18 protein-coding genes are annotated in these 17483 nt (G+C 68.9%); 6 read left to right on the forward strand and 12 right to left on the reverse strand.

The genetic code is table 11. The features are described from left to right. Positions 1 to 128: 128 nt before the first annotated feature. From C8P66_RS22110 to C8P66_RS22120, 3 genes are all read right to left on the reverse strand, one after another. Positions 129 to 530 carry a MaoC family dehydratase gene (locus tag C8P66_RS22110; RefSeq protein WP_111400485.1) on the reverse strand — a complete coding sequence of 134 codons (402 nt, stop codon included), beginning with the start codon at positions 528 to 530 and terminating at the stop codon, positions 129 to 131. A 71-nt stretch (positions 531 to 601) separates the two neighbouring features. Then, a complete protein-coding gene (locus C8P66_RS22115; protein WP_111400462.1) occupies positions 602 to 1036 on the reverse strand; it encodes a cupin domain-containing protein in 435 nt (144 codons plus the stop codon). 159 nt (positions 1037 to 1195) lie between these two features. After that, on the reverse strand, positions 1196 to 2416 hold the full coding sequence (locus C8P66_RS22120) for a polyhydroxyalkanoate depolymerase (RefSeq protein ID WP_111400463.1): 1221 nt from the start codon (positions 2414 to 2416) through the stop codon (positions 1196 to 1198). A 275-nt stretch (positions 2417 to 2691) separates the two neighbouring features. Here C8P66_RS22120 and C8P66_RS22125 point away from each other — a divergent pair, with 275 nt between their 5' ends. Next, complete coding sequence (locus tag C8P66_RS22125) at positions 2692 to 3345, forward strand: glutathione S-transferase (RefSeq protein WP_245903735.1); 654 nt, start codon at positions 2692 to 2694, stop codon at positions 3343 to 3345. A 93-nt stretch (positions 3346 to 3438) separates the two neighbouring features. On the opposite strand, the gene C8P66_RS22130 is transcribed toward C8P66_RS22125, so the two are convergent. Beyond that, entirely contained in the window at positions 3439 to 4383 is a 945-nt protein-coding gene (locus C8P66_RS22130) for a LysR family transcriptional regulator (RefSeq protein ID WP_111400465.1), read from the reverse strand. 128 nt (positions 4384 to 4511) lie between these two features. Here C8P66_RS22130 and C8P66_RS22135 point away from each other — a divergent pair, with 128 nt between their 5' ends. The 5 genes from C8P66_RS22135 (at position 4512) to C8P66_RS22155 (ending at position 9088) form a co-directional block, all read left to right on the forward strand. Then, complete coding sequence (locus C8P66_RS22135) at positions 4512 to 5480, forward strand: Bug family tripartite tricarboxylate transporter substrate binding protein (RefSeq protein WP_111400466.1); 969 nt, start codon at positions 4512 to 4514, stop codon at positions 5478 to 5480. A gap of 34 nt (positions 5481 to 5514) precedes the next feature. Further along, on the forward strand, positions 5515 to 6174 hold the full coding sequence (locus C8P66_RS22140; protein WP_111400467.1) for an RraA family protein: 660 nt from the start codon (positions 5515 to 5517) through the stop codon (positions 6172 to 6174). 59 nt (positions 6175 to 6233) lie between these two features. Further along, positions 6234 to 7202 carry a tripartite tricarboxylate transporter substrate-binding protein gene (locus C8P66_RS22145; RefSeq protein WP_111400468.1) on the forward strand — a complete coding sequence of 323 codons (969 nt, stop codon included), beginning with the start codon at positions 6234 to 6236 and terminating at the stop codon, positions 7200 to 7202. Between the two features lie 57 nt (positions 7203 to 7259). Beyond that, the gene (locus C8P66_RS22150; protein WP_111400469.1) at positions 7260 to 8237 is read left to right on the forward strand and encodes a Bug family tripartite tricarboxylate transporter substrate binding protein; all 978 of its coding nucleotides are present in this window, start codon (positions 7260 to 7262) and stop codon (positions 8235 to 8237) included. A 77-nt stretch (positions 8238 to 8314) separates the two neighbouring features. Further along, positions 8315 to 9088: an HpcH/HpaI aldolase family protein gene (locus C8P66_RS22155; RefSeq protein WP_158537351.1), complete on the forward strand. Its 774-nt coding sequence runs from the start codon at positions 8315 to 8317 to the stop codon at positions 9086 to 9088. 109 nt (positions 9089 to 9197) lie between these two features. On the opposite strand, the gene C8P66_RS22160 is transcribed toward C8P66_RS22155, so the two are convergent. The 8 genes from C8P66_RS22160 to C8P66_RS22195 all read right to left on the reverse strand — a co-directional run bounded on the left by C8P66_RS22160 (position 9198) and on the right by C8P66_RS22195 (position 17379). Continuing rightward, complete coding sequence (locus tag C8P66_RS22160) at positions 9198 to 10031, reverse strand: sugar phosphate isomerase/epimerase family protein (RefSeq protein WP_111400471.1); 834 nt, start codon at positions 10029 to 10031, stop codon at positions 9198 to 9200. Next, the gene (locus tag C8P66_RS22165; RefSeq protein ID WP_111400472.1) at positions 10028 to 10798 is read right to left on the reverse strand and encodes an NAD-dependent epimerase/dehydratase family protein; all 771 of its coding nucleotides are present in this window, start codon (positions 10796 to 10798) and stop codon (positions 10028 to 10030) included. The genes C8P66_RS22160 and C8P66_RS22165 overlap by 4 nt, the downstream gene beginning before the upstream one ends. Further along, on the reverse strand, positions 10795 to 11874 hold the full coding sequence (locus tag C8P66_RS22170; RefSeq protein WP_111400473.1) for an FAD-dependent oxidoreductase: 1080 nt from the start codon (positions 11872 to 11874) through the stop codon (positions 10795 to 10797). The genes C8P66_RS22165 and C8P66_RS22170 overlap by 4 nt, the downstream gene beginning before the upstream one ends. Before the next feature lie 182 nt (positions 11875 to 12056). Next, entirely contained in the window at positions 12057 to 13037 is a 981-nt protein-coding gene (locus C8P66_RS22175) for an MBL fold metallo-hydrolase (protein ID WP_111400474.1), read from the reverse strand. 25 nt (positions 13038 to 13062) lie between these two features. Continuing rightward, entirely contained in the window at positions 13063 to 14775 is a 1713-nt protein-coding gene (locus C8P66_RS22180; protein WP_111400475.1) for an FAD-dependent oxidoreductase, read from the reverse strand. Further along, positions 14759 to 15943: an NADH:flavin oxidoreductase/NADH oxidase gene (locus tag C8P66_RS22185; RefSeq protein WP_111400476.1), complete on the reverse strand. Its 1185-nt coding sequence runs from the start codon at positions 15941 to 15943 to the stop codon at positions 14759 to 14761. The genes C8P66_RS22180 and C8P66_RS22185 overlap by 17 nt, the downstream gene beginning before the upstream one ends. Then, complete coding sequence (locus C8P66_RS22190) at positions 15944 to 16633, reverse strand: EthD family reductase (RefSeq protein ID WP_111400477.1); 690 nt, start codon at positions 16631 to 16633, stop codon at positions 15944 to 15946. Next, positions 16630 to 17379 (reverse strand): SDR family NAD(P)-dependent oxidoreductase, encoded by a 750-nt coding sequence (locus tag C8P66_RS22195; protein ID WP_111400486.1) that lies wholly within the window; start codon positions 17377 to 17379, stop codon positions 16630 to 16632. Before C8P66_RS22195 ends, C8P66_RS22190 begins: the two co-directional genes overlap by 4 nt. Positions 17380 to 17483 lie beyond the last annotated feature (104 nt).

Below are 17483 nucleotides of genomic sequence, written 5' to 3' on the forward strand. Positions count from 1 at the left end.
AAACACCTGCTGCGCAAGGCCGCCGCGCGCACCAGCGACGCCGTCTGCGCTACCATCGGCACTCTCCTCGACACCTACACACCCGCGGAATGCACCAACTATTTCACCCATTCAGGATACAATCGAACCTAAACGCATCCCGCTCTAGGCGTCAGCTCATCCACCTCCAGCGCCGGATAGAGCGTGTCGCCGACGAAGACTGGATGCAGGAAGCGGCTGGATTGCTCCAGGAAGGCCTTCAGCGACTCCTCCACGAGATGCGGGAAGATCCCCGCCCCCGCCGCCGTCTGGATGGCGACCTGGTAGCCATGCGCCAGCATGTCGGGCAGGCCGCGCGCCCGGCAGTATTCGCGGTCGTAATGCACCGGGTGGTTGTCGCCGCTGGCGGCCTGGAAGGCGAGGAAGATGGCGCTGGTCATCGTCCGGCTGGGCAAGGGGAAGCGCTCGCCCAGCCGGAAGTCGTCGAACCAGCGCTGCTCCGCGACCATGCGGTGGGCGCGCGGATCGAAGGGGGCGGCGGACTCATCCATGGCATGCGGCATCCCGGTGGCCCGGGAAGCCTATCCGACATGGCCGGCGCGGTCCCGGGGCCGGGGTGGCCTCAGGCCATTTCCTTCCAGGCGGCCGGGGCCGGCACGGCGCAGGGCCCATCGGCATCCTCGCTGCCGAAATCGGCGGGGGAGACGACCTCGAGATATTCCATGTCCGGCGAGTAGTCGTAGAGGTAGTGCACGATGCCCGGCCGTTGATGGACGCAGTCCCCGGCGGCGACCAGCGTCTCCTTGTCCTCATACATGAACTTCGCCCAGCCCTTGGTCATCAGCACCATGTGGAAGGCGGCGGTATGGCGGTGCCAGCCGGTGCCATGCTCCGGCGGCTTGTTGGCCTTGACCAGCTGCGCGATGACGCGGCCACCGGTCGCGCCATCCATGCCGAGGTCCCGATACAGGAAGAAGTCGCGCAGCCCGTCCTGCCGCCAGGGCGTGTCGCCCGGCTTCACATGCGAGAAGAGGGAAATGACCGGCGTTTCAGGCATGGATCACATCCTTGGCTGCGCGGCGCCAAAGGTCGCCGCGAGGGAAAGGGAACCGAACCTGCGTTTGCCCTGTCGTCACCGCCAGCAAGCGGAGGATCAGTGTGGCGCAGCGTGGCAGACGCGCTGCACCGCAGCAATCATTTTCGTGCAGCCGGGGCCTCAGCCATTATGCGCCTGGATCATCTCCCGCACCCGCGGATAGATCGCCTGGGCAAAGCGGCGTCCGCTGAAGACACCGTAGTGCCCAACACCGGTTTGCAGATGATGCCGGCGCATGGTGACCGGCACGCTGCGGCAGAGGTCGAGTGCGGCCATGGTCTGGCCGATGCCGCAGATGTCGTCGCGCTCGCCCTCGACCGTCATCACCGCGGTGCGGCGGATCGCCTCGGGCCGCACCGGCCGCCCGCGCCAGCTCAGCATGCCGCGCGCCAAGGAGTGTTCCTGGAACACCGTGCTCACCGTCTCCAGGAAGAACTCCGCCGGCAGGTCCATCACCGCGAGGTATTCATCGTAGAAGCGGCGGTGCATCGCGGCCTTGTCGGCCTGGCCGTCGAACAGGTTCCAGAACTGGTCCTGATGCGCCTTCACATGCCGGTCCATGTTCATCGCCATGAAGGCGGAGAGCTGCATGGCGCCGGGATAGACGCGGCGGCCACCGCCCTGGTGGCGCCAGGGCACCTTGGCGATCAGCTTGCTCTCGAACCACTCGATCGGCTTGGTGTTCGCAAGCTCGTTCACCTTGGTCGGGTTCTGCCGCGCGTCGATCGGCCCGGCCATCAAGGTCATGCTGCGGGGGGAGGCGCGGTTGTGGTCCTCGGCCATTATCGTGACCGCGGTCATCACGGCGACCACGGGCTGGCACACCGCCAGCACATGCGCGCCGGGGCCGATCGCCTCCAGGAATCCCATGATGTGCTCGACGAACTCATCGAGGCCGAAGCGCCCCTCGCTGACCGGGATGTCGCGGGCATTGTGCCAGTCGGTGATGTAGACGTCGTGATCCTGCAGCAGCACCTGCACGGTGCCGCGCAGCAAGGTCGCGAAATGCCCCGACATCGGCGCCACCACCAACAGGCGCGGCAGCGGGACATCCACATCCTTGCGGAAATGCAGCAGGCTGCCGAAGGGGGTACCGGCGACCACCTCCTCCTCGATCTCGACCAGGCGGTTGCCGACGCGCACCGGCCCCAGGCCGAAGGCGGGCCGGCGATGCCCGACCGCGAAATGCCCAAAAACCTCCAGCGCCGCGCGCATCGCCCGCGCGCCGCCGAAGGCCGGATGCGGGACATCGAGCGGCGCCAGCAAGCCGCCCATCCCGAGGGCGAAAGCCCGCAAGGGAGAGAGCAGATCCTGCCCGTTCTGCAATGCCCGATAGATCATAGGATCATGCCGTTCCTGTCGGCCGACGACCCGGCCAGCCGCATGTTGACAGCAGAGCGCCGTTTCGCAACTGCGAAGGTGCTGCTAGCCTGAACCGCGAACAAGGGGGCCGCGCCATGTCCGAGCCGAACCGTCGCAAGCCAGCACCGCCGAAGCGTGCCCAGAGCGCTCCAGCCGGCGCTCCAGCCGGCGCTCCGGCCAGCGCTCCCAAGACGCAGGCACCCAAGACGCAGGCACCCAAGACGCAGGCACCCAAGACGCAGGCACCCAAGGCCTTGTTGCGGATCAGCAGCCGCACCTATTCCTCCTGGTCCATGCGCGGCTGGCTGATCCTGCGCCTGTCCGGCCTGCCCTTCACCGAGCAGGTCGTCTCCCCGGACGATCCCGGGTCGCGGGCGGAGTTGCTGCTGCAATCCTCCTCCATCCTGATCCCGACGCTGGAGCATGACGGCGCCGAGATCTGGGACACGCTCGGCATCGCGGAATACCTGAACGAGCTGCTGCCCGAGGCCGGGCTGATGCCGGCCGATCGCATCGCCCGCGCCCGCAGCCGCGCCATCTGCGGCGAGATGCATGCGGGCTTCCACGCCCTGCGCTCCACGCTGCCGATGAACCTGCGCGCCGAGGTGCCGGGCTTCACCGTCTGGTCCGCCGCGCGCGCCGATATCGAGCGCATCCTGTTCCTCTGGCGCGGCTGCCTCGAAACCTGGGGCGGCCCCTGGCTGTTCGGGGCCAAGCCGACCGTGGCGGATGCGATGTATGCGCCCGTGGTCATGCGCTTCCGCAGCTATGGCGTGAGTCTCGATGCCCCCTGCGAGGCCTATGCCCAGACCATCCTCGCCTGGCCCGATGTGCAGGCCTGGATCGAGGCGGCCCGGCAGGAGCCGGAGGCCCGCATCACCGAGCTGGAGTTCGACGCCGAGTTCTGAGCGCTCAGGCGGCGACGTCGCGCCGCCGCAGCACAATGATCCCGGCGCGGGCGTCGGTCGGTCGCGCCAGCACCAGGGCGCGTTCGGCATCGTTCAGGGGGCGCGCCGATGCAGCCGGGACCGCAGCCCGGCATCGGGCGTCATCCCCGGCAAGGCGCTGCCGGCCACGCATTCCATCACGATCTCCTGCAGCGCCAGCATCGCGGCACTCGGCGTGGCGGCGGCGGCGCGCAGGATGCCGACGTCGCGATCAACCACCGGGGCGACCAGAGGCCGCGTCGTCAGCAGCCTGTGGTCCGGGGCCGGGCACCCCAGCGCGGGCAGCGCCGTGACGCCGACCCCGGCCTCGACCATGTCCATCATCGTGTTGGACTGCGCCAGGGTCATCACCGGACGCAGCACCAGCCCCGCGCGGTCCAGCGCGTCATGCATCGCCGCATGGCCGCCGCTGCCGGGCGGGAAGGCGATGAAGTCATGCGCCAGCGCCTCCCGCCAGGTCACCGTCTCGGACCCTGCCAGGACGTGGTCCCGGCGCAGCACCAGCTTGAAGCGCTCCCGCAGCACCGGCAGGAAGGTGACGCCGGCATGGCCGCGCAGGCGGCTGCTGATGGCAAGGTCGAGCTGCCCGGCCTCGATCCCGGCATAAAGCACCTCCGACGTGCCATCGGTCACGGCAAGCTGCGTCGCGGGATAGCGCTCCCGGTGATGGCGCAGGATCTCGGCGAGGAAGCCCCTGGCGAGCGAGGGCAGCGAGCCCACCGAGAGGCGGAGGCTGGGCCGCTCGCGCAGCAGCGCCACCGCCTCCTCCACACTGGCCAGGATCGCCTCCGCGCGCGGCAGCAGCACCTCGCCTTCCGCCGTCAGGCGCACCGCCCGCGTGGTGCGCTGCAACAGCTTCACGCCGAGCAGCAGCTCCATCTGCGCGATCGACTGGCTGAGGGCGGGCTGCGACATGCCCAGCGCCTCGGCGGCGCGCGCGAAGGAGCCGAGCCGGGCGACCCGGGCGAAAGCAGCAAAGTGGCGAAACGTCGGAGTCATAATACCAACCAATAAATCATTCGATTATTCCGATTTGTCAATCAGTCACGCAAAGCCCTAGATGCCCCCGCGTTCAAAACGCGGCCAGAGCCCGGGCAACGGGCCGGTCGGAGGAAAGGACCATCGCCATGCCCACGACACGCCGGACCCTGCTCGGCGCCGCTTTGCTGCCCTTGGTGGCACGCGGCGCCGCCGCGCAATCCTGGCCGAACCGGCCGATCACCATCGTGGTGCCCTTCGCCGCCGGCAGTTCCACCGACGTGGTCGGGCGCCAGGCCGCCCGCGCGATGTCCGAGGCGCTGGAGCAGCAGGTGGTGGTGGAAAACCGCACCGGGGCCTCCGGCATCATCGGGGCCCAGGCCGTCGCCCACGCCCGGCCGGATGGCTACACGCTGCTCATCGTCACCAACTCGACGCATGCCGCGAACAAGACGCTGTTCCGCAACCTGCCCTACGATCCGGTGGCGGATTTCGTGCCGATCTCGAACCTCGCGACCGGGCCGCTGATCCTGCTGAGCCACCCCGCGCTGCCGATACGCAGCGCGCAGGAGCTGGTGGCCTATGGCCGCGCCAATCCGGGCAAGCTCAGCTACGGCTATTCCGGCAGTTCCTCGCAGATCGCCGCGGTGATGGTCACCAATGGCGGGCAGTTCGATGCCGTCGGCGTGCAGTATCGCAGCATCCCCCCGGCGGTGACCGACCTGCTGGGCGGCCAGATCTCCTTCACCTTCGCCGATCCCAGCAATGCGTTGCAGCACATCCGCTCGGGCCGCGCGATCGGGCTCGGCGTCACCTCCGCGCAGCGCACCCCGCTGGCGCCGGATGTGCCGACGCTGACCGAGGCCGGGCTGCCCGGCTTCGATCTGGTGCCCTGGCAGGGCATCGCCGCCCCCGCCGGCACCGACCCCGCCATCATCCACCGCATCTTCGATGCCCTGCGCGCCCGCTACGACACGCCGCAGGTGCGGCAGAGCTACGCGGCCCTGGGCTTCGAGGTGAACCTGTCGGCCTCGCCCGAGGCCTATGGCGATTTCATCCGCAGCGAGACCACCCGCTGGGGCGACCTCGTGCGGCTCGCTGGGATCGAGCCGCAATGAGCCCGACTTCCCTCCCCTCACCTGAGGATTTGGCATGACCGAGACAGACCTTGCGACCCTCTGCGCCCGCCTGCGCGAGATCGGCCCCAGCACCGTGGGCGGCGCGCTGGACGCGCTCGGCATCGACGGGCTGGTGCTGCCGCCGATCCGGCCGGTCGCGGCCGACCGGAAGTTCGCCGGCCCGGCCTTCACCGTGAATGTCGCGGTGGGGGCACTCGGCACCTTCGCGCCGGAGGAATTCGACATCCCCGCCTATGTCGATAATGCCGCCCCCGGCGACGTCATCGCGATCGATGCCGGCGGCGCCATGGTCTCGATGATGGGCGGCGCCGCGGCGACGGCGGCCAAGCTGCGCGGCGTCAATGGCATCGTGGTGCATGGCGGCGTGCGCGACCTGTCCGAGATCGTGGACAGCGGCATGGATCTGTTCGTGAAGCATGCGGTGCCGGTCAGCGGCCGTACCCGCGTGCGCACCGCTGCGACGCAGGTGCCGATCCGGCTGGAGAATGTGACGGTGAACCCGGGCGACATCCTGGTCGGTGACAGCACCGGCGTCGTCTGCATCCCCCGTGCCCGGCTCATGGAGGTCTTCACCCGCGCCGAGAAGGCCGAGGCGATGGACCAGGTGATCTTCGAACATGTCCGCGCCGGCAAGGGCATCGGGGAAGCCGCGCGCATCGCCAAGGGCGGCTGACCGCTTCGCCGGCAACCCGCGCGGCATGACGCGGGACGGCACAACTGGAGGGAAATTCCATGACGCTCGCACGACGCAGCCTGCTTGCCGCCCCGGCCCTCCTGGCCGGGACGGGGGCGGGCTGGGGCCAGACCAGCCGCTTCCCCGGCCGCGCGGTCCGCATCATCGTCCCCTACACGGCCGGGGGCGTGTCCGACATCACCGCGCGGCTGCTGGCGGAGAACCTCACCCCGCTCTGGGGCCAGCCGGTGACGGTGGAGAACCGCGCCGGCGCCAATGGCATGATCGGCGCCGAGGTGGCGGCGCGGGCGACGCCGGACGGCACCACGCTGTGCCTCGCCGGCACCGCGCATAGCATCAGCCCGGCGCTCTACCGCACGCCCTACGACACGATGCGGGACCTCGCCTACATCACCACCACCTCGCAGACGCCGCAGGCGCTGATCGTCGCCCCCAACTTCCCGCCGAACACGGCCCAGGAGTTCGTGGACTATGTGAAGGCGCGGCCGAACCAGACGAGCTACGCGACCTTCGGGGCGCTGGGCATGGAGCTGTTCTGCCAGAAGGCCGGGCTGGAGATGACGCGGGTGCCGTATCGGGGCTCGACCCAGGGGCATCCCGATCTGATCGCGGGCCGGGTGGACGCGATGCTCGACACCATCACCCCGACGCTGCCGCATGTGCGGGAGGGGCGGATGAAGCTGCTGGCGACCTGCGGCGCCACCCGCGCGCCGCAGACCCCGCAGGTGCCGACCGTGGCCGAGACCGTCATCCCCGGCTTCACCAGCACGGTCTGGGGCATGCTGATGGGCCCGGCCGGCATGCCGCCGGAGACTGTGGCCAAGATCCATGCCGACGTCACCGCGCTGCTGCACCGGCCGGATATCCTGGAACGCCATGCCGGGCTGGGGACCGCGATCTGGACCATGTCGCCGGAGGAAGCGCAGCAGTTCATGGGCGCCGAGGTGGTAAAATGGACCGCGACCGCGCGTGCCATGGGCATCGAGCAGGGCGCGATCGGGCGCTGAACACCGCCCAAGCACGACAACAGCGCCGCATAGGCGCGCAGACGGGAGCGAAAAACCATGTTGCGTCGCAGCTTCACAGCCCTGGCCATGCTGGGCCTGGCGCTGGCCTCGGCCAGCCCGTCCGGGGCGCAGGAGGCCGGTTGGCCCAATCGCGCCATCCGGGTGATCGTGCCCTTCGGCGCCGGCGGCACGACCGACCTGACCGCGCGGCTGCTGGCGCCGGAAATGGGGCGGCGCCTCGGCCAGCCCTGGGTGGTGGAGAACCGCGCCGGCGCCGGCGGCAATGTGGGTAGCGATGCCTGCGCCAAGGCGGCCCCCGATGGCTACACCCTCTGCATCGGCACCATCAGCAGCCATGCCATCAACGCCGCCGTCTATCCGCGGATGCCCTATGACAACCTGCGCGACTTCGCCCCGATCGCGCTGATCAGCCTGCAACCCAATGCGCTGTTCGTGCCGGCGTCCTCCCCCGCGAACAACGTGGCCGATCTGATCGCGCTGATGCGGGCGCAGCCTGGCGCCTTCAACTACGCCTCCTCCGGCGTCGGCACCTCCATCCATCTGGCGGGCGCGCTGTTCACCCAAGCGACCGGCACCACGGCGGAGCATGTCCCCTATCGCTCCTCGGGCCAGCTCATGACGGAGCTGATGGCGGGCAATGTGCAGATGGCCTTCGACAACATCTCCTCCGGCCTGCCGCATGTGCGGGACGGGCGGATGAAGCTGCTCGGCGTCGCGAGCCCGGAACGCGTGGACATCGCACCCGAGGCGCCGACCATCGCCGAGACCCTGCCGGGCTTCGAATCGCTGACCTGGGGCGCGCTGTTCGCGCCGGCCGGCACGCCGGCGGCGGTGATCGCGCGGCTGAACCGGGAGACCAATGCGGCACTGACCTCGCCGGAAGTCGCGGCACGCTTTGCCCAGCTCGGCATCACCACCCGCGCACAGACGCCCGAGGACGTGGGCGCCTTCGTGGCGGCGGAGACGCGGCGCTGGGGCGAGGTCGCGCAACGCGCCGGCATCCGCGCGGAGTAGCACCCGAGCCATCGTCACGCCCCATCGTCATGCCTGGGCCGGCGCGGCCCGGGGCAACAGCAGCAAGGAACACCAGAATGCGGCCTAACCCAATGCGCGCGGGCGTCGAACGGGGCGAATTGCAGATCGGCACCTGGGTCACCATGGCCCGCAATCCGGCGATCCTCATGCTGTTGAAGGCGGCGGGGCTGGATTTCGCGCGGGTCGATATCGAGCATACCGCGGCCTCGATCGAGACCATCGGCGATATGGCGACCATGGCGCGGGCGCTGGATTTCCCGATCGCGGTGCGGCCGCCGGTCGCCAACCGCGAATGGATCACCCGGCTGCTGGACGTGGGGGTGTGGAACATCCACTGCCCGCAGGTCGAATCCGCGCGCCACGCCGCCGAGATCGTCGCCTGTTCCCGCTATGCGCCGATGGGCCTGCGCGGCAATGGCGGGCTCAGTGCCGCGACCGACTTCGAAACGAGCGGCACCGTCGCGGAACGGCGCGCCTTCGCGAACCGCGAGGTTTTCGTGACGGTGATGCTGGAGACCGCCAGCGCTTTCGATGAGCTGGACGAGATCGCCGCGATGGACGGGATCGATGCGCTGACGCTCGGCCCGGCCGATCTCGCGCAGGATCTGGGGGTGTTCGGGTCGCCCGACCAGGCCCGGGTGCTGGATGAGAAGCGCAACCTGATCCTCGAAGCGGCACGCAAGCACGGCAAGACCTGCGCGATGCTGGTCTCCAGCGCCGAGCAGGCCGAGCAGTGGAAGCAGGCGGGGGCGCTGCTGCTCGCCTATTCCAGCGATGCGGAGATGCTGCATGGCGGCTTCAGTGCGGCCATGCGGCGGATCAGGGGGTGAGCATCCGGACGAGCATGCCCGCAAGCCGCTCCAGAGGATCAAACTGTTGCGGATGGCCGAACGTTGGAACGGATCACGTATCCAGGGCCGCAGGCGCCGCTTCCCGGCATCAGCCCACCTTCACACCGGCAGGCCGAAAACGGCGTCCGACTGCCGCCACGGCGCCGGCAAGCGCCACGCGCCACTCCGGCTGCTCCAGCATCTCGATGGCGACCCAGCGTCCGTAGCCGATGTTCTCCAGCGCCTCGCCCGCCTGCGCCAGCCCCTCGATGGGCACGGAGAAGTCGGTGAGGCCGGGCTGGGCCGCGTGGAAATGGCTCAGCACCCCTGCCCCGGCCCGGATCGCCTCGGCGATGTCACCATGGCCGAGGGCGACGCAGGCCGTGTCCAGATGCAGCCGGACAGCCGGGTGGTCGACGCTGGCCACGAGCGCCAGCGCTTCCTGCCAGGTCAGCAGGAAATCCGACTTATAGGCCTCCGGGACCGGCTCCATGACCAGCACCAGCCCGGAGTCCGCCGCGATGGGCGCCAGGCGGCACAGGCGTTCCACGGCCAGGTCGAAGGCTGCCTCCGGCGCCAGATCGCCCCGGCCGCGGTTGCGCGGTGCGCCGAAGACGGCAACGGAAACGCCCAGCGCCTGGGCGATCGCGCCCACACGGCGGATATGCGCCGCCATGGCCTCAAGCCCGGCGGCATCGCCCAGCAGCTGTGCTGCCGGCACCCCGAAGAAGATGGCCTGCAAGGACGAGGGGACCAGCCCGTGCCGGTGCAGGGCCTCCACGTACCCGGACAGCAGCGCCGGCGTCAGCGCGTCCCAGGGGGCGATGCGGGTCGGTGCGACCTCCACGCCCTGCGCGCCAGCCTGGGCAATCATCCCCAGGGCTTCCTCCAGCGCGTCTGCCGGCCAGGCGAGGTTGGAGACGGCCAGCCCCGGTCCGCTCACCTGCGGCGCTCCGCCGCGACAAACCGGCCGATCTCGGCCAACACCTGGGCGCGATCCATCAGATAGGGCCCCTTGCCGCCGAAGATCTCGGCATGGCGGGTCCGCAGGTCATAGACCGGCGCCGCGCCTTTGCCCCCGACCACCTTGTCGGAGAAGAAGGCGTCGAGGATCTCTCGCGTCGGCAGCGGCTCCGTCGCCAGATGCGACAGTTGCAGCCCCGCCGCCTCGGCCGCCGCGATATCCCCGTGCAGGCGCTGCACCGGGTACCATTGAAAGGCGGCATCCGGGTTCACCGCATCCACCATGTTGTCGTTCAGCAGGTCGAACAGGATGTTCTTGCGCAGCCCTGGCCCGAACAGCGCAGGCAGGCGCAGGATATGCACGCGGGGGAACTGGCCGAGGATGAAATCCTCCAGCTCCAGCCGATGCAGGCCATAGGGATGAAGTCCGGCGCGATTGGGCACCGTCGCCTCATCCACGCCTTCGGAGGATGCAAAGACATCCACCGTGGAGATCAGCACGAAACTCTCCGCCCGCACCGTTCGCAGCGGCTCCATCAGCGCTGCTATTCCGGCGCGATCCGCCTCAGGCTCCTTGTTCGCGAGCCACTTCTTGGCGGAGACACCGGCGCAGATGACCCGGCGGAACGAACGGCCGCGGATATCCCCGATGTTGCGGGAATTGTAGAGGCCCTCGAAGCCCCCCTGCGCCGCAAGGATCGATCCAACGAAACCGGTGCAGCCGATGAGCGCGTCGCCGGCGCTCACAAGGCCATCCCAAGGATATCCTGGCGCAGCGTGGAGCCGGTCGATTCATCCGACGCGACGCTCATTTCGAGCAGGGACAGCACCCGCTCGGTCGCGGTGAAAATCGTGTCGATCTTGCCGGACATCACGTTGAACACGCGCCCCTTGCGGGTCACCGAACAGGAGCGGTCGTCATGTGCCCCGATCGGCTTGGTCTTGATCGCCAGTTGCGGGCCGACAAAACGGAACAGATCGCGGAAGCCCGGATAATACTTGCTGATCTGCTCTTCCATCTGCGCGACCTTCAGGGCGATCAGATCGCCATTCACCCGCCCCAGGCTGGCCCGCGCCTCCTCGGAGGACGCATAGCGCCCCAAGGGCGTGTGGGGCACGGAGGAGAGCGTGTAGATCGCCTGATCCTCGGTCGGGTAGAGCGAGCAAAGCGCCCCATCCACGAAGGTCAACGCGGGGAACGCCACCGGCCCTTCGTAATACAGCAGCATCGTCGGCTCGTAGAACACGTCGATCGCCGGGCGGGTCAAATGGCCCCAGGTGGCGTCGATGACGAAATCATATGGCTCGCCATCGACCGAAACATGCGTGCCATGGTCCACGATGCTCTCGACCTGGCAGTTCAGCGTCAGGCGGGAGGCGAGCTTGCGCTCAAAATACTCGCGCGAGCGGCTGATCATCAGGACCCGCTCATGCGTCGCGATGGTTCCCGACACGGATTGCAGCTTGACCGGACTATCCGTCAGCTCGGAAAACTCGACACCTGTCGCCGTCATGATGAGCCGGTAGGTGGAGAAATCCATGTCGCTGTCATAGGCGGGCACGGCGTAGATATTGTGCGGCACCGAGGCGGAGAGCTGCGGGTAGCGCTCCACGAACCGCATGAAGCCGTCCCGCGACTGCATGCGCGTGGCGTGATGGCGAGGATAGTGGAAGCCCTGGTGCAGCCGGAACTGATTGTTGCCAGATGCCTCATGAAATAACCGGGAATGCCGCTCGAAGAGCTTGACCTGCATCCCAAGAGCATCAAGGGCCGTTGCCAGATGGCATCCGTACCACCCTCCGCCGACGATTGCGAAGCGCATCAAAGCCCCCTATATTCGAACAAAACCTTGTCCAAACAGGTCCGCTTTGTCAAGGTGGCGCAGGTGCATCGCTGCGACGGCATTGTATTTGCCGAGCGCGTTAGACCGAAGCGGCATTGCCTTTCCTGCTTCGGCCCGCCCCCCCCTACTCCTTGGGGGACGGGCCTGGTGTGGATGCGAGGCTAGCCATGCACCTCCGCGGATTTCATCGGCTGCTTCCCCTCCAACGCGCGCCACATCTCGACGTCGCGTTCCGCGGTCCAGATCTGCGGCCGGTCGAGGCCACGGGCTTCGTCAAATGAGCGCGAGACGTTGAACGGCATGCAGTGCTCGAAGATCACCCACTGCCCGTATTTCGGCCGCATCGCCGCCATCGCATCGGCGTAGAAGCGCTGCAGATCATGCCCCGCCGCCACCGCCTGCTTCGCCAGCCCGAACAGGTCGCCGGTGAAGGCGGCGGTGCCGGCGATGCCGGCCTCCACATCCCGTGCATTCATCAGGCTGCGGCCACGGCCCGGCACCAGCCGTTCCGCCCCAAGCTGACGCAGTGAGTCGAGCGTGCCCGGCCAGTCACCGAAATGCGCGTCACCGCAATAGGGCGTCGCGCCGAATTCCACGGTGTCGCCGGCGAAGCAGACCTTCTCCTTCGGCAGCCAGACCACGGTGTCGCCGGCGGTATGGCTGCGGCCGATGTGGATGATCTGCACCTCACGCGCCCCAAGCCACAGCGTCATCTTCTTCTGGAAGGTGATGTCGGGCCAGGTGAGACCGGGGATGCTTTCCTTGCCCCGGAACAGGCGCGGGAAGCGCCCGATTTCGCTGTCCATGTCCTGCTGCCCGCGCTCGACGATCAGCGCGCGCGTGACGTCGGAGGCGATGATCTCAGCCCCCTCGTAGCCCGAGGCTCCGAGCACCCGGACCGCGTGGTAATGCGACAGCACGACATGGCGCACCGGCTTGTCGGTGACGGTGCGGATGCGGGCGATGACATCGGCCGCCATCGCGGGCGTCGCCTGCGCATCGACCACCAGCACGCTGTCATCGCCGATGACGACACCGGAGTTGGGATCGCCCTCGGCAGTATAGCCGTAGAGGCCGGGGCCAAGCTCCTCGAAGGAGATGGTCTTGTCGGAAAGATCGGTGGTGCTGGCGAAGCCGGACATTGTTGCTGTCTCCTCAGGTTTTCGTTCAGGCGGCCTGTTCGGCGGGGGCCGCGACCGGGGCGGCAGCGGCCATGTGGCGCGCCGCGATATAGCCGAATGTCAGCGCCGGGCCGAGGGTGATGCCACCGCCCGGGTAGTTGCCGCCCATGATGCTCGCCATATCATTGCCGGCCGCATAGAGGCCCGGGATCGGCTGCCCCTGCGCGTCCAGCACCTGGGCATTGCCGTCGCTGCGCAGCCCCGCGAAGGTGCCAAGGTCGCCGATCACCACCTCCACCGCATAATACGGCCCGCTGGCGATGGGGGCGATGCAGGGGTTGGGCGCGAATTCGGGATCGCCGTTGAAGCGGTTGTAGGCGGTGGACCCCTTGCCGAAGGCGCTGTCCTCACCGCTCGGCACATCCGCGTTCCATTGCGCCACCGTCGCGGCAAGCCCCTCGGCATCGATGCCGCAGGCCGCAGCCAGCGCCGCGAGGCTGTCGCCCCGCTTGAGGTAGCCCGACCGCACCTGCGGCCCGATCGGGACCGGAAACGGCTTGGCGAAGCCGAGGCCGAACCGCTTCATGAAGGGATGGTCCACCACCAGCCAGGCGCGTTTGCGCCCCGCGGCGAACAAGGCCTGGCAGAAGTCGTGGTAGGAATTGGCCTCGTTCACGAAACGCCGGCCATCATCCAGCACCGCGATCAGCCCCGGCTTGGCGCGGTCGATGAAATGCGGGAACACGCCCCAACTGCCATCCTTGCGCGGCACGCGGGAGACCGGGACCCAGGCGGCGGCATTGGGGTAGCCGGCCTCGACAACCGCCCCCGCATCCTCACCCAGCCGCAGCCCGTCACCGGTGTTGGAGGTGGGGGCTGGCGAGAAATGCCCGTCACTGTCGGCATCATGCGCGAACATGATCTTTCGGCGCGCCGTGTCCTGCGGGAAGCCCCCGGCCGCCAGCACCACGCCACGCCGGGCGCGGACCAGCACCTCACCCGTCTTCTGCCGCAGCACGGCGCCGGTGACGGTATGGCCCGAGCGTTCCAGGCGGATCGCGGGGGCATCGGTCAATACGGTGACGCCACGATCCAGCGCGCTGCGAAACAGCCGCGCCGCCAGCGCATTGCCATTGGTCAGCAACATGCCCCGCCCGTTCAGGGCAAGGTCGCGCGCATGGCTCAGCAACCGCCCGGCGACATAGGCGGCCGAGGCGATCGAGCGGGTGACGTTGAAGAAATGCTTCAGCTCCGGCCCCGAGCCGATCATCAGCCCGACGAAGGTCAGCTCCGGCAAGGGCGGCCGCAGCCGCTTCAGCTCCGCCCCCAGGCCCTGGGCGCGATAGGCCTGCGCCTTGATCGAACGCCCGCCCGCCATGCCGCCCGGCGCGGTCGGGTGGTAGTCCGAGAACAGCGAGGCCGGTTCGAACTGCACCTGAGTCTGCTCGTGGAAGAAGGCAACGGCCTCGGGCCCGGCGGCCAGGAAGGCGTCCACCGTCTCCGCATTGAAGTGGTTCCCGGCCTCATGCCGCAGATAGGTCCGCGCCGCCTCCGGCGTGTCGATCACCCCATCGGCCTGTGAGATCGGATTGTTCGGCACCCACAGGAAGCCGCCCGAGAGCGCCGTGGTGCCGCCGACATGGCTGTCCTTCTCCGCCACCACCACCGTCAGCCCACGCGCCGCGGCGGCCACCGCCGCCGCCAGCCCGCCGGCGCCGGAGCCGACCACCAGCACGTCGCATTCAATCGTCTCGGCCATGTTCCGCTTCCTCGTGAAGATAGGCGCGCCGTGCCCGCAGGATATCGCCCATGTGTTCCTCGCGCTTGAGGAGCCAGGCGCCGTGCCGGACGGGCCAGGTCTCGTAAGCCGGCCGGCCGCCAAGCTGTTCGGCGGCATGGTGGGCCCAATAGGGATCGCGCAGCGCCTCGCGCCCCACGGCGATCAGATCCGCCGCACCGTCGCGCAACGCGGCCTCGGCCTGCGGGCCATCGACGATCATGCCGACGGCCTGGACCGTCACCCCCGCCTCCCGCCGGATCGTCGCCGCATAGTCGAGTTGGAAGCCCAGGCCACGCGGGATGGCGATGCGGCGGGTTTCCTCCGACAATCCACCGGAGGAGACGTCGATGACATCGACGCCGATCCGCGCGAGGTCGCGCGCCAGCACAACAGAGTCATCCAGGCCCCAGCTGTCGGCGGCGCCATCGACCGCCGAGATCCGCACGAACAGCGGCCGTTCCTTGGGCCACACCGCCCGGACGGCGGCGGCGATCTCGCGGGCCAGCAACATGCGGTCGCAGCCGTAGCCATCCTCGCGGTGGTTCGACAATGGCGAGAGGAAGCTCGGCACCAGATAGCCATGCCCGAAATGCAGTTCGACGGCATCGAAGCCCGCGGCATCGGCGCGGCGCGCGGCCGCGACGAAGGACTCGACGATCGCAATGATGCCGCTGGCATCGAGCGTCTCGGGCACCGTCCACTCCGGGCCGGCGGCGATGCTGCTGGGGCCGAGGCGCCGCATCCCGGCCGCCGCCAGTTCGGCGGCGGTGAAGGCGGCACCGCCATCCCAAAGCGCGTGGCTGCCCGCCTTCCGCCCGGCATGGGCGAGCTGCGCCCCGATCGCGGCACCCTGGCCGTGCACGAATTCGACCACGCGCCGCAGCGGCGCCACATGCGCGTCGGACCACAGCCCCAGGTCACGCAGGCCGATCCTGCCATGCGGGGAGACCGCGATGCCCTCGGTGAAGATCAGCCCGGCACCGCCCAGCGCGAACTTGCCGAGATGCACGAGATGCCAGTCATTCGCGCTGCCATCGGCATCGGCGGCATGCTGGCACATCGGCGAAATCACCACGCGGTTCTTCACCGTCAGCGCCCGCAGGGTCAGCGGCGTGAACAGCAGCGGCGCGGGGCGCTTGGCTTGCATTCAGACGATCCGCACGGGCTCGACCAGAAAGGTCGTGATCTCGCCGAGGAAGGTCTGCGCGTGCCGCATCGTCTCCTGCCCGGCCGGCGAGGCGAAGGCCGCCTGCAAGGCAGCCTCGTCGCGGAACCACATCTCGACCAGACCATCGATGGGCAGGGCCTCGCGCGGGCAAGAGGTTCCGGGAACCGCTTCGCGATCCAGTATGTGGTTCTGGGTATAGGCGACCAGGCCGGGGAAGCCGCGCACCAGCGGCCCATGCACCTCCAGCCATTCGTGCCGGAAGCGCGCATCGTCGATCCCCGGCCGGCGGGCGATGAAGGACATGCGCTTGATCATGGGGCCGCTCTCCGCCGGCATGGCGAGGATCACCTGCGGCTCGGCCACCAAGACCTGGGTGCGGACCAGGAACGCCGGAGAATCGGCGGCGATCGGGGGATAGGCGTCCGAGCCGATCGCAGCCCGCATCGCGGCGACATCGTCGAACCAGAGCTGCGACAAGCCATCGATCGCCCAGTCGCCACGGGCAAATGAGATGCCGCGCTGCGCGGCCTCGACCACGTGGTTCTGCTGGTAGCCGCGCAGCCCCGGCAGTTTCGCCGCCAGCGGGCCATGCCGCTCGCGCCAATGGCGCCGAAAGGCCGCGGGCGTGAGGCCGGCGCGCCGGGTCAGCAATCCGAAGCGGACGATCACAGCGCCAGATACCCGCCATCGACCACCAGCGTGGTGCCGGTGACGTAGCTCGACATCGCCGAGGCCAGGAACACCACCGGCCCCACCAGCTCCTCCGGCTCCCCATAGCGCCCCATGGGGATGCGGGTCAGGAACCGCGCCGAGCGTTCGGGATCATTGCGCGTCGCCGCCGTCATCGCCGTGGCGATGGTGCCGGGGGCGACGGCGTTCACCCGCACCCCGTCCTTGGCGAGTTCATGCGCCATGCTTTGCGTCAGCGCGCGCACGCCGGCCTTGGAGACCGGGTAGCTCACCGATGTCGCGGTGGACACGAAGGAGGCGATCGAGGCGATGTTGACGATGGTGCCGCGCGTCGCGCGCAGCGGGGCGAGGAAGGCGACGCTCACGTTCAAGGTGCCGCGCAGGTTGATATCCATGGCGGCGTCCCAGGCGCGCTCCAGCTCCGGGCTGTCGATGGTGTGGCGCGGGCAGATGCCGGCGTTGTTCACCACGAGCGAGACATCGCCGACCTCCTGCCCGATGCGGGCCGCCAGCGCCTTGCAGGCCGCCCCGTCGGCAACGTCCAGCACATAGTCCCAGGCCTCGCCGCCGGCCGCGCGGATCGCATCGGCGGTGCGGGCGGCGCCCTCGGCGGCAATGTCGGTGACGATGACCCGGGCGCCTTCGGCTGCCAGGCCGAGCGCGATCGCCGCGCCATTGCCCTGCCCCGCGCCGGTCACGAACGCGATCCGTCCTGCGAGCAGCATGGTGACGATTTCCTCCGTGTTCTCTTGCTGCGGAGGCAACCACGCGACGAAATCGTTCGCAACCCACAAATCCTCGCAACCGAGATGATTTGTCCATTGCGTAT

Source organism: Humitalea rosea (genome assembly GCF_003253705.1).
Lineage (GTDB): Bacteria > Pseudomonadota > Alphaproteobacteria > Acetobacterales > Acetobacteraceae > Humitalea > Humitalea rosea.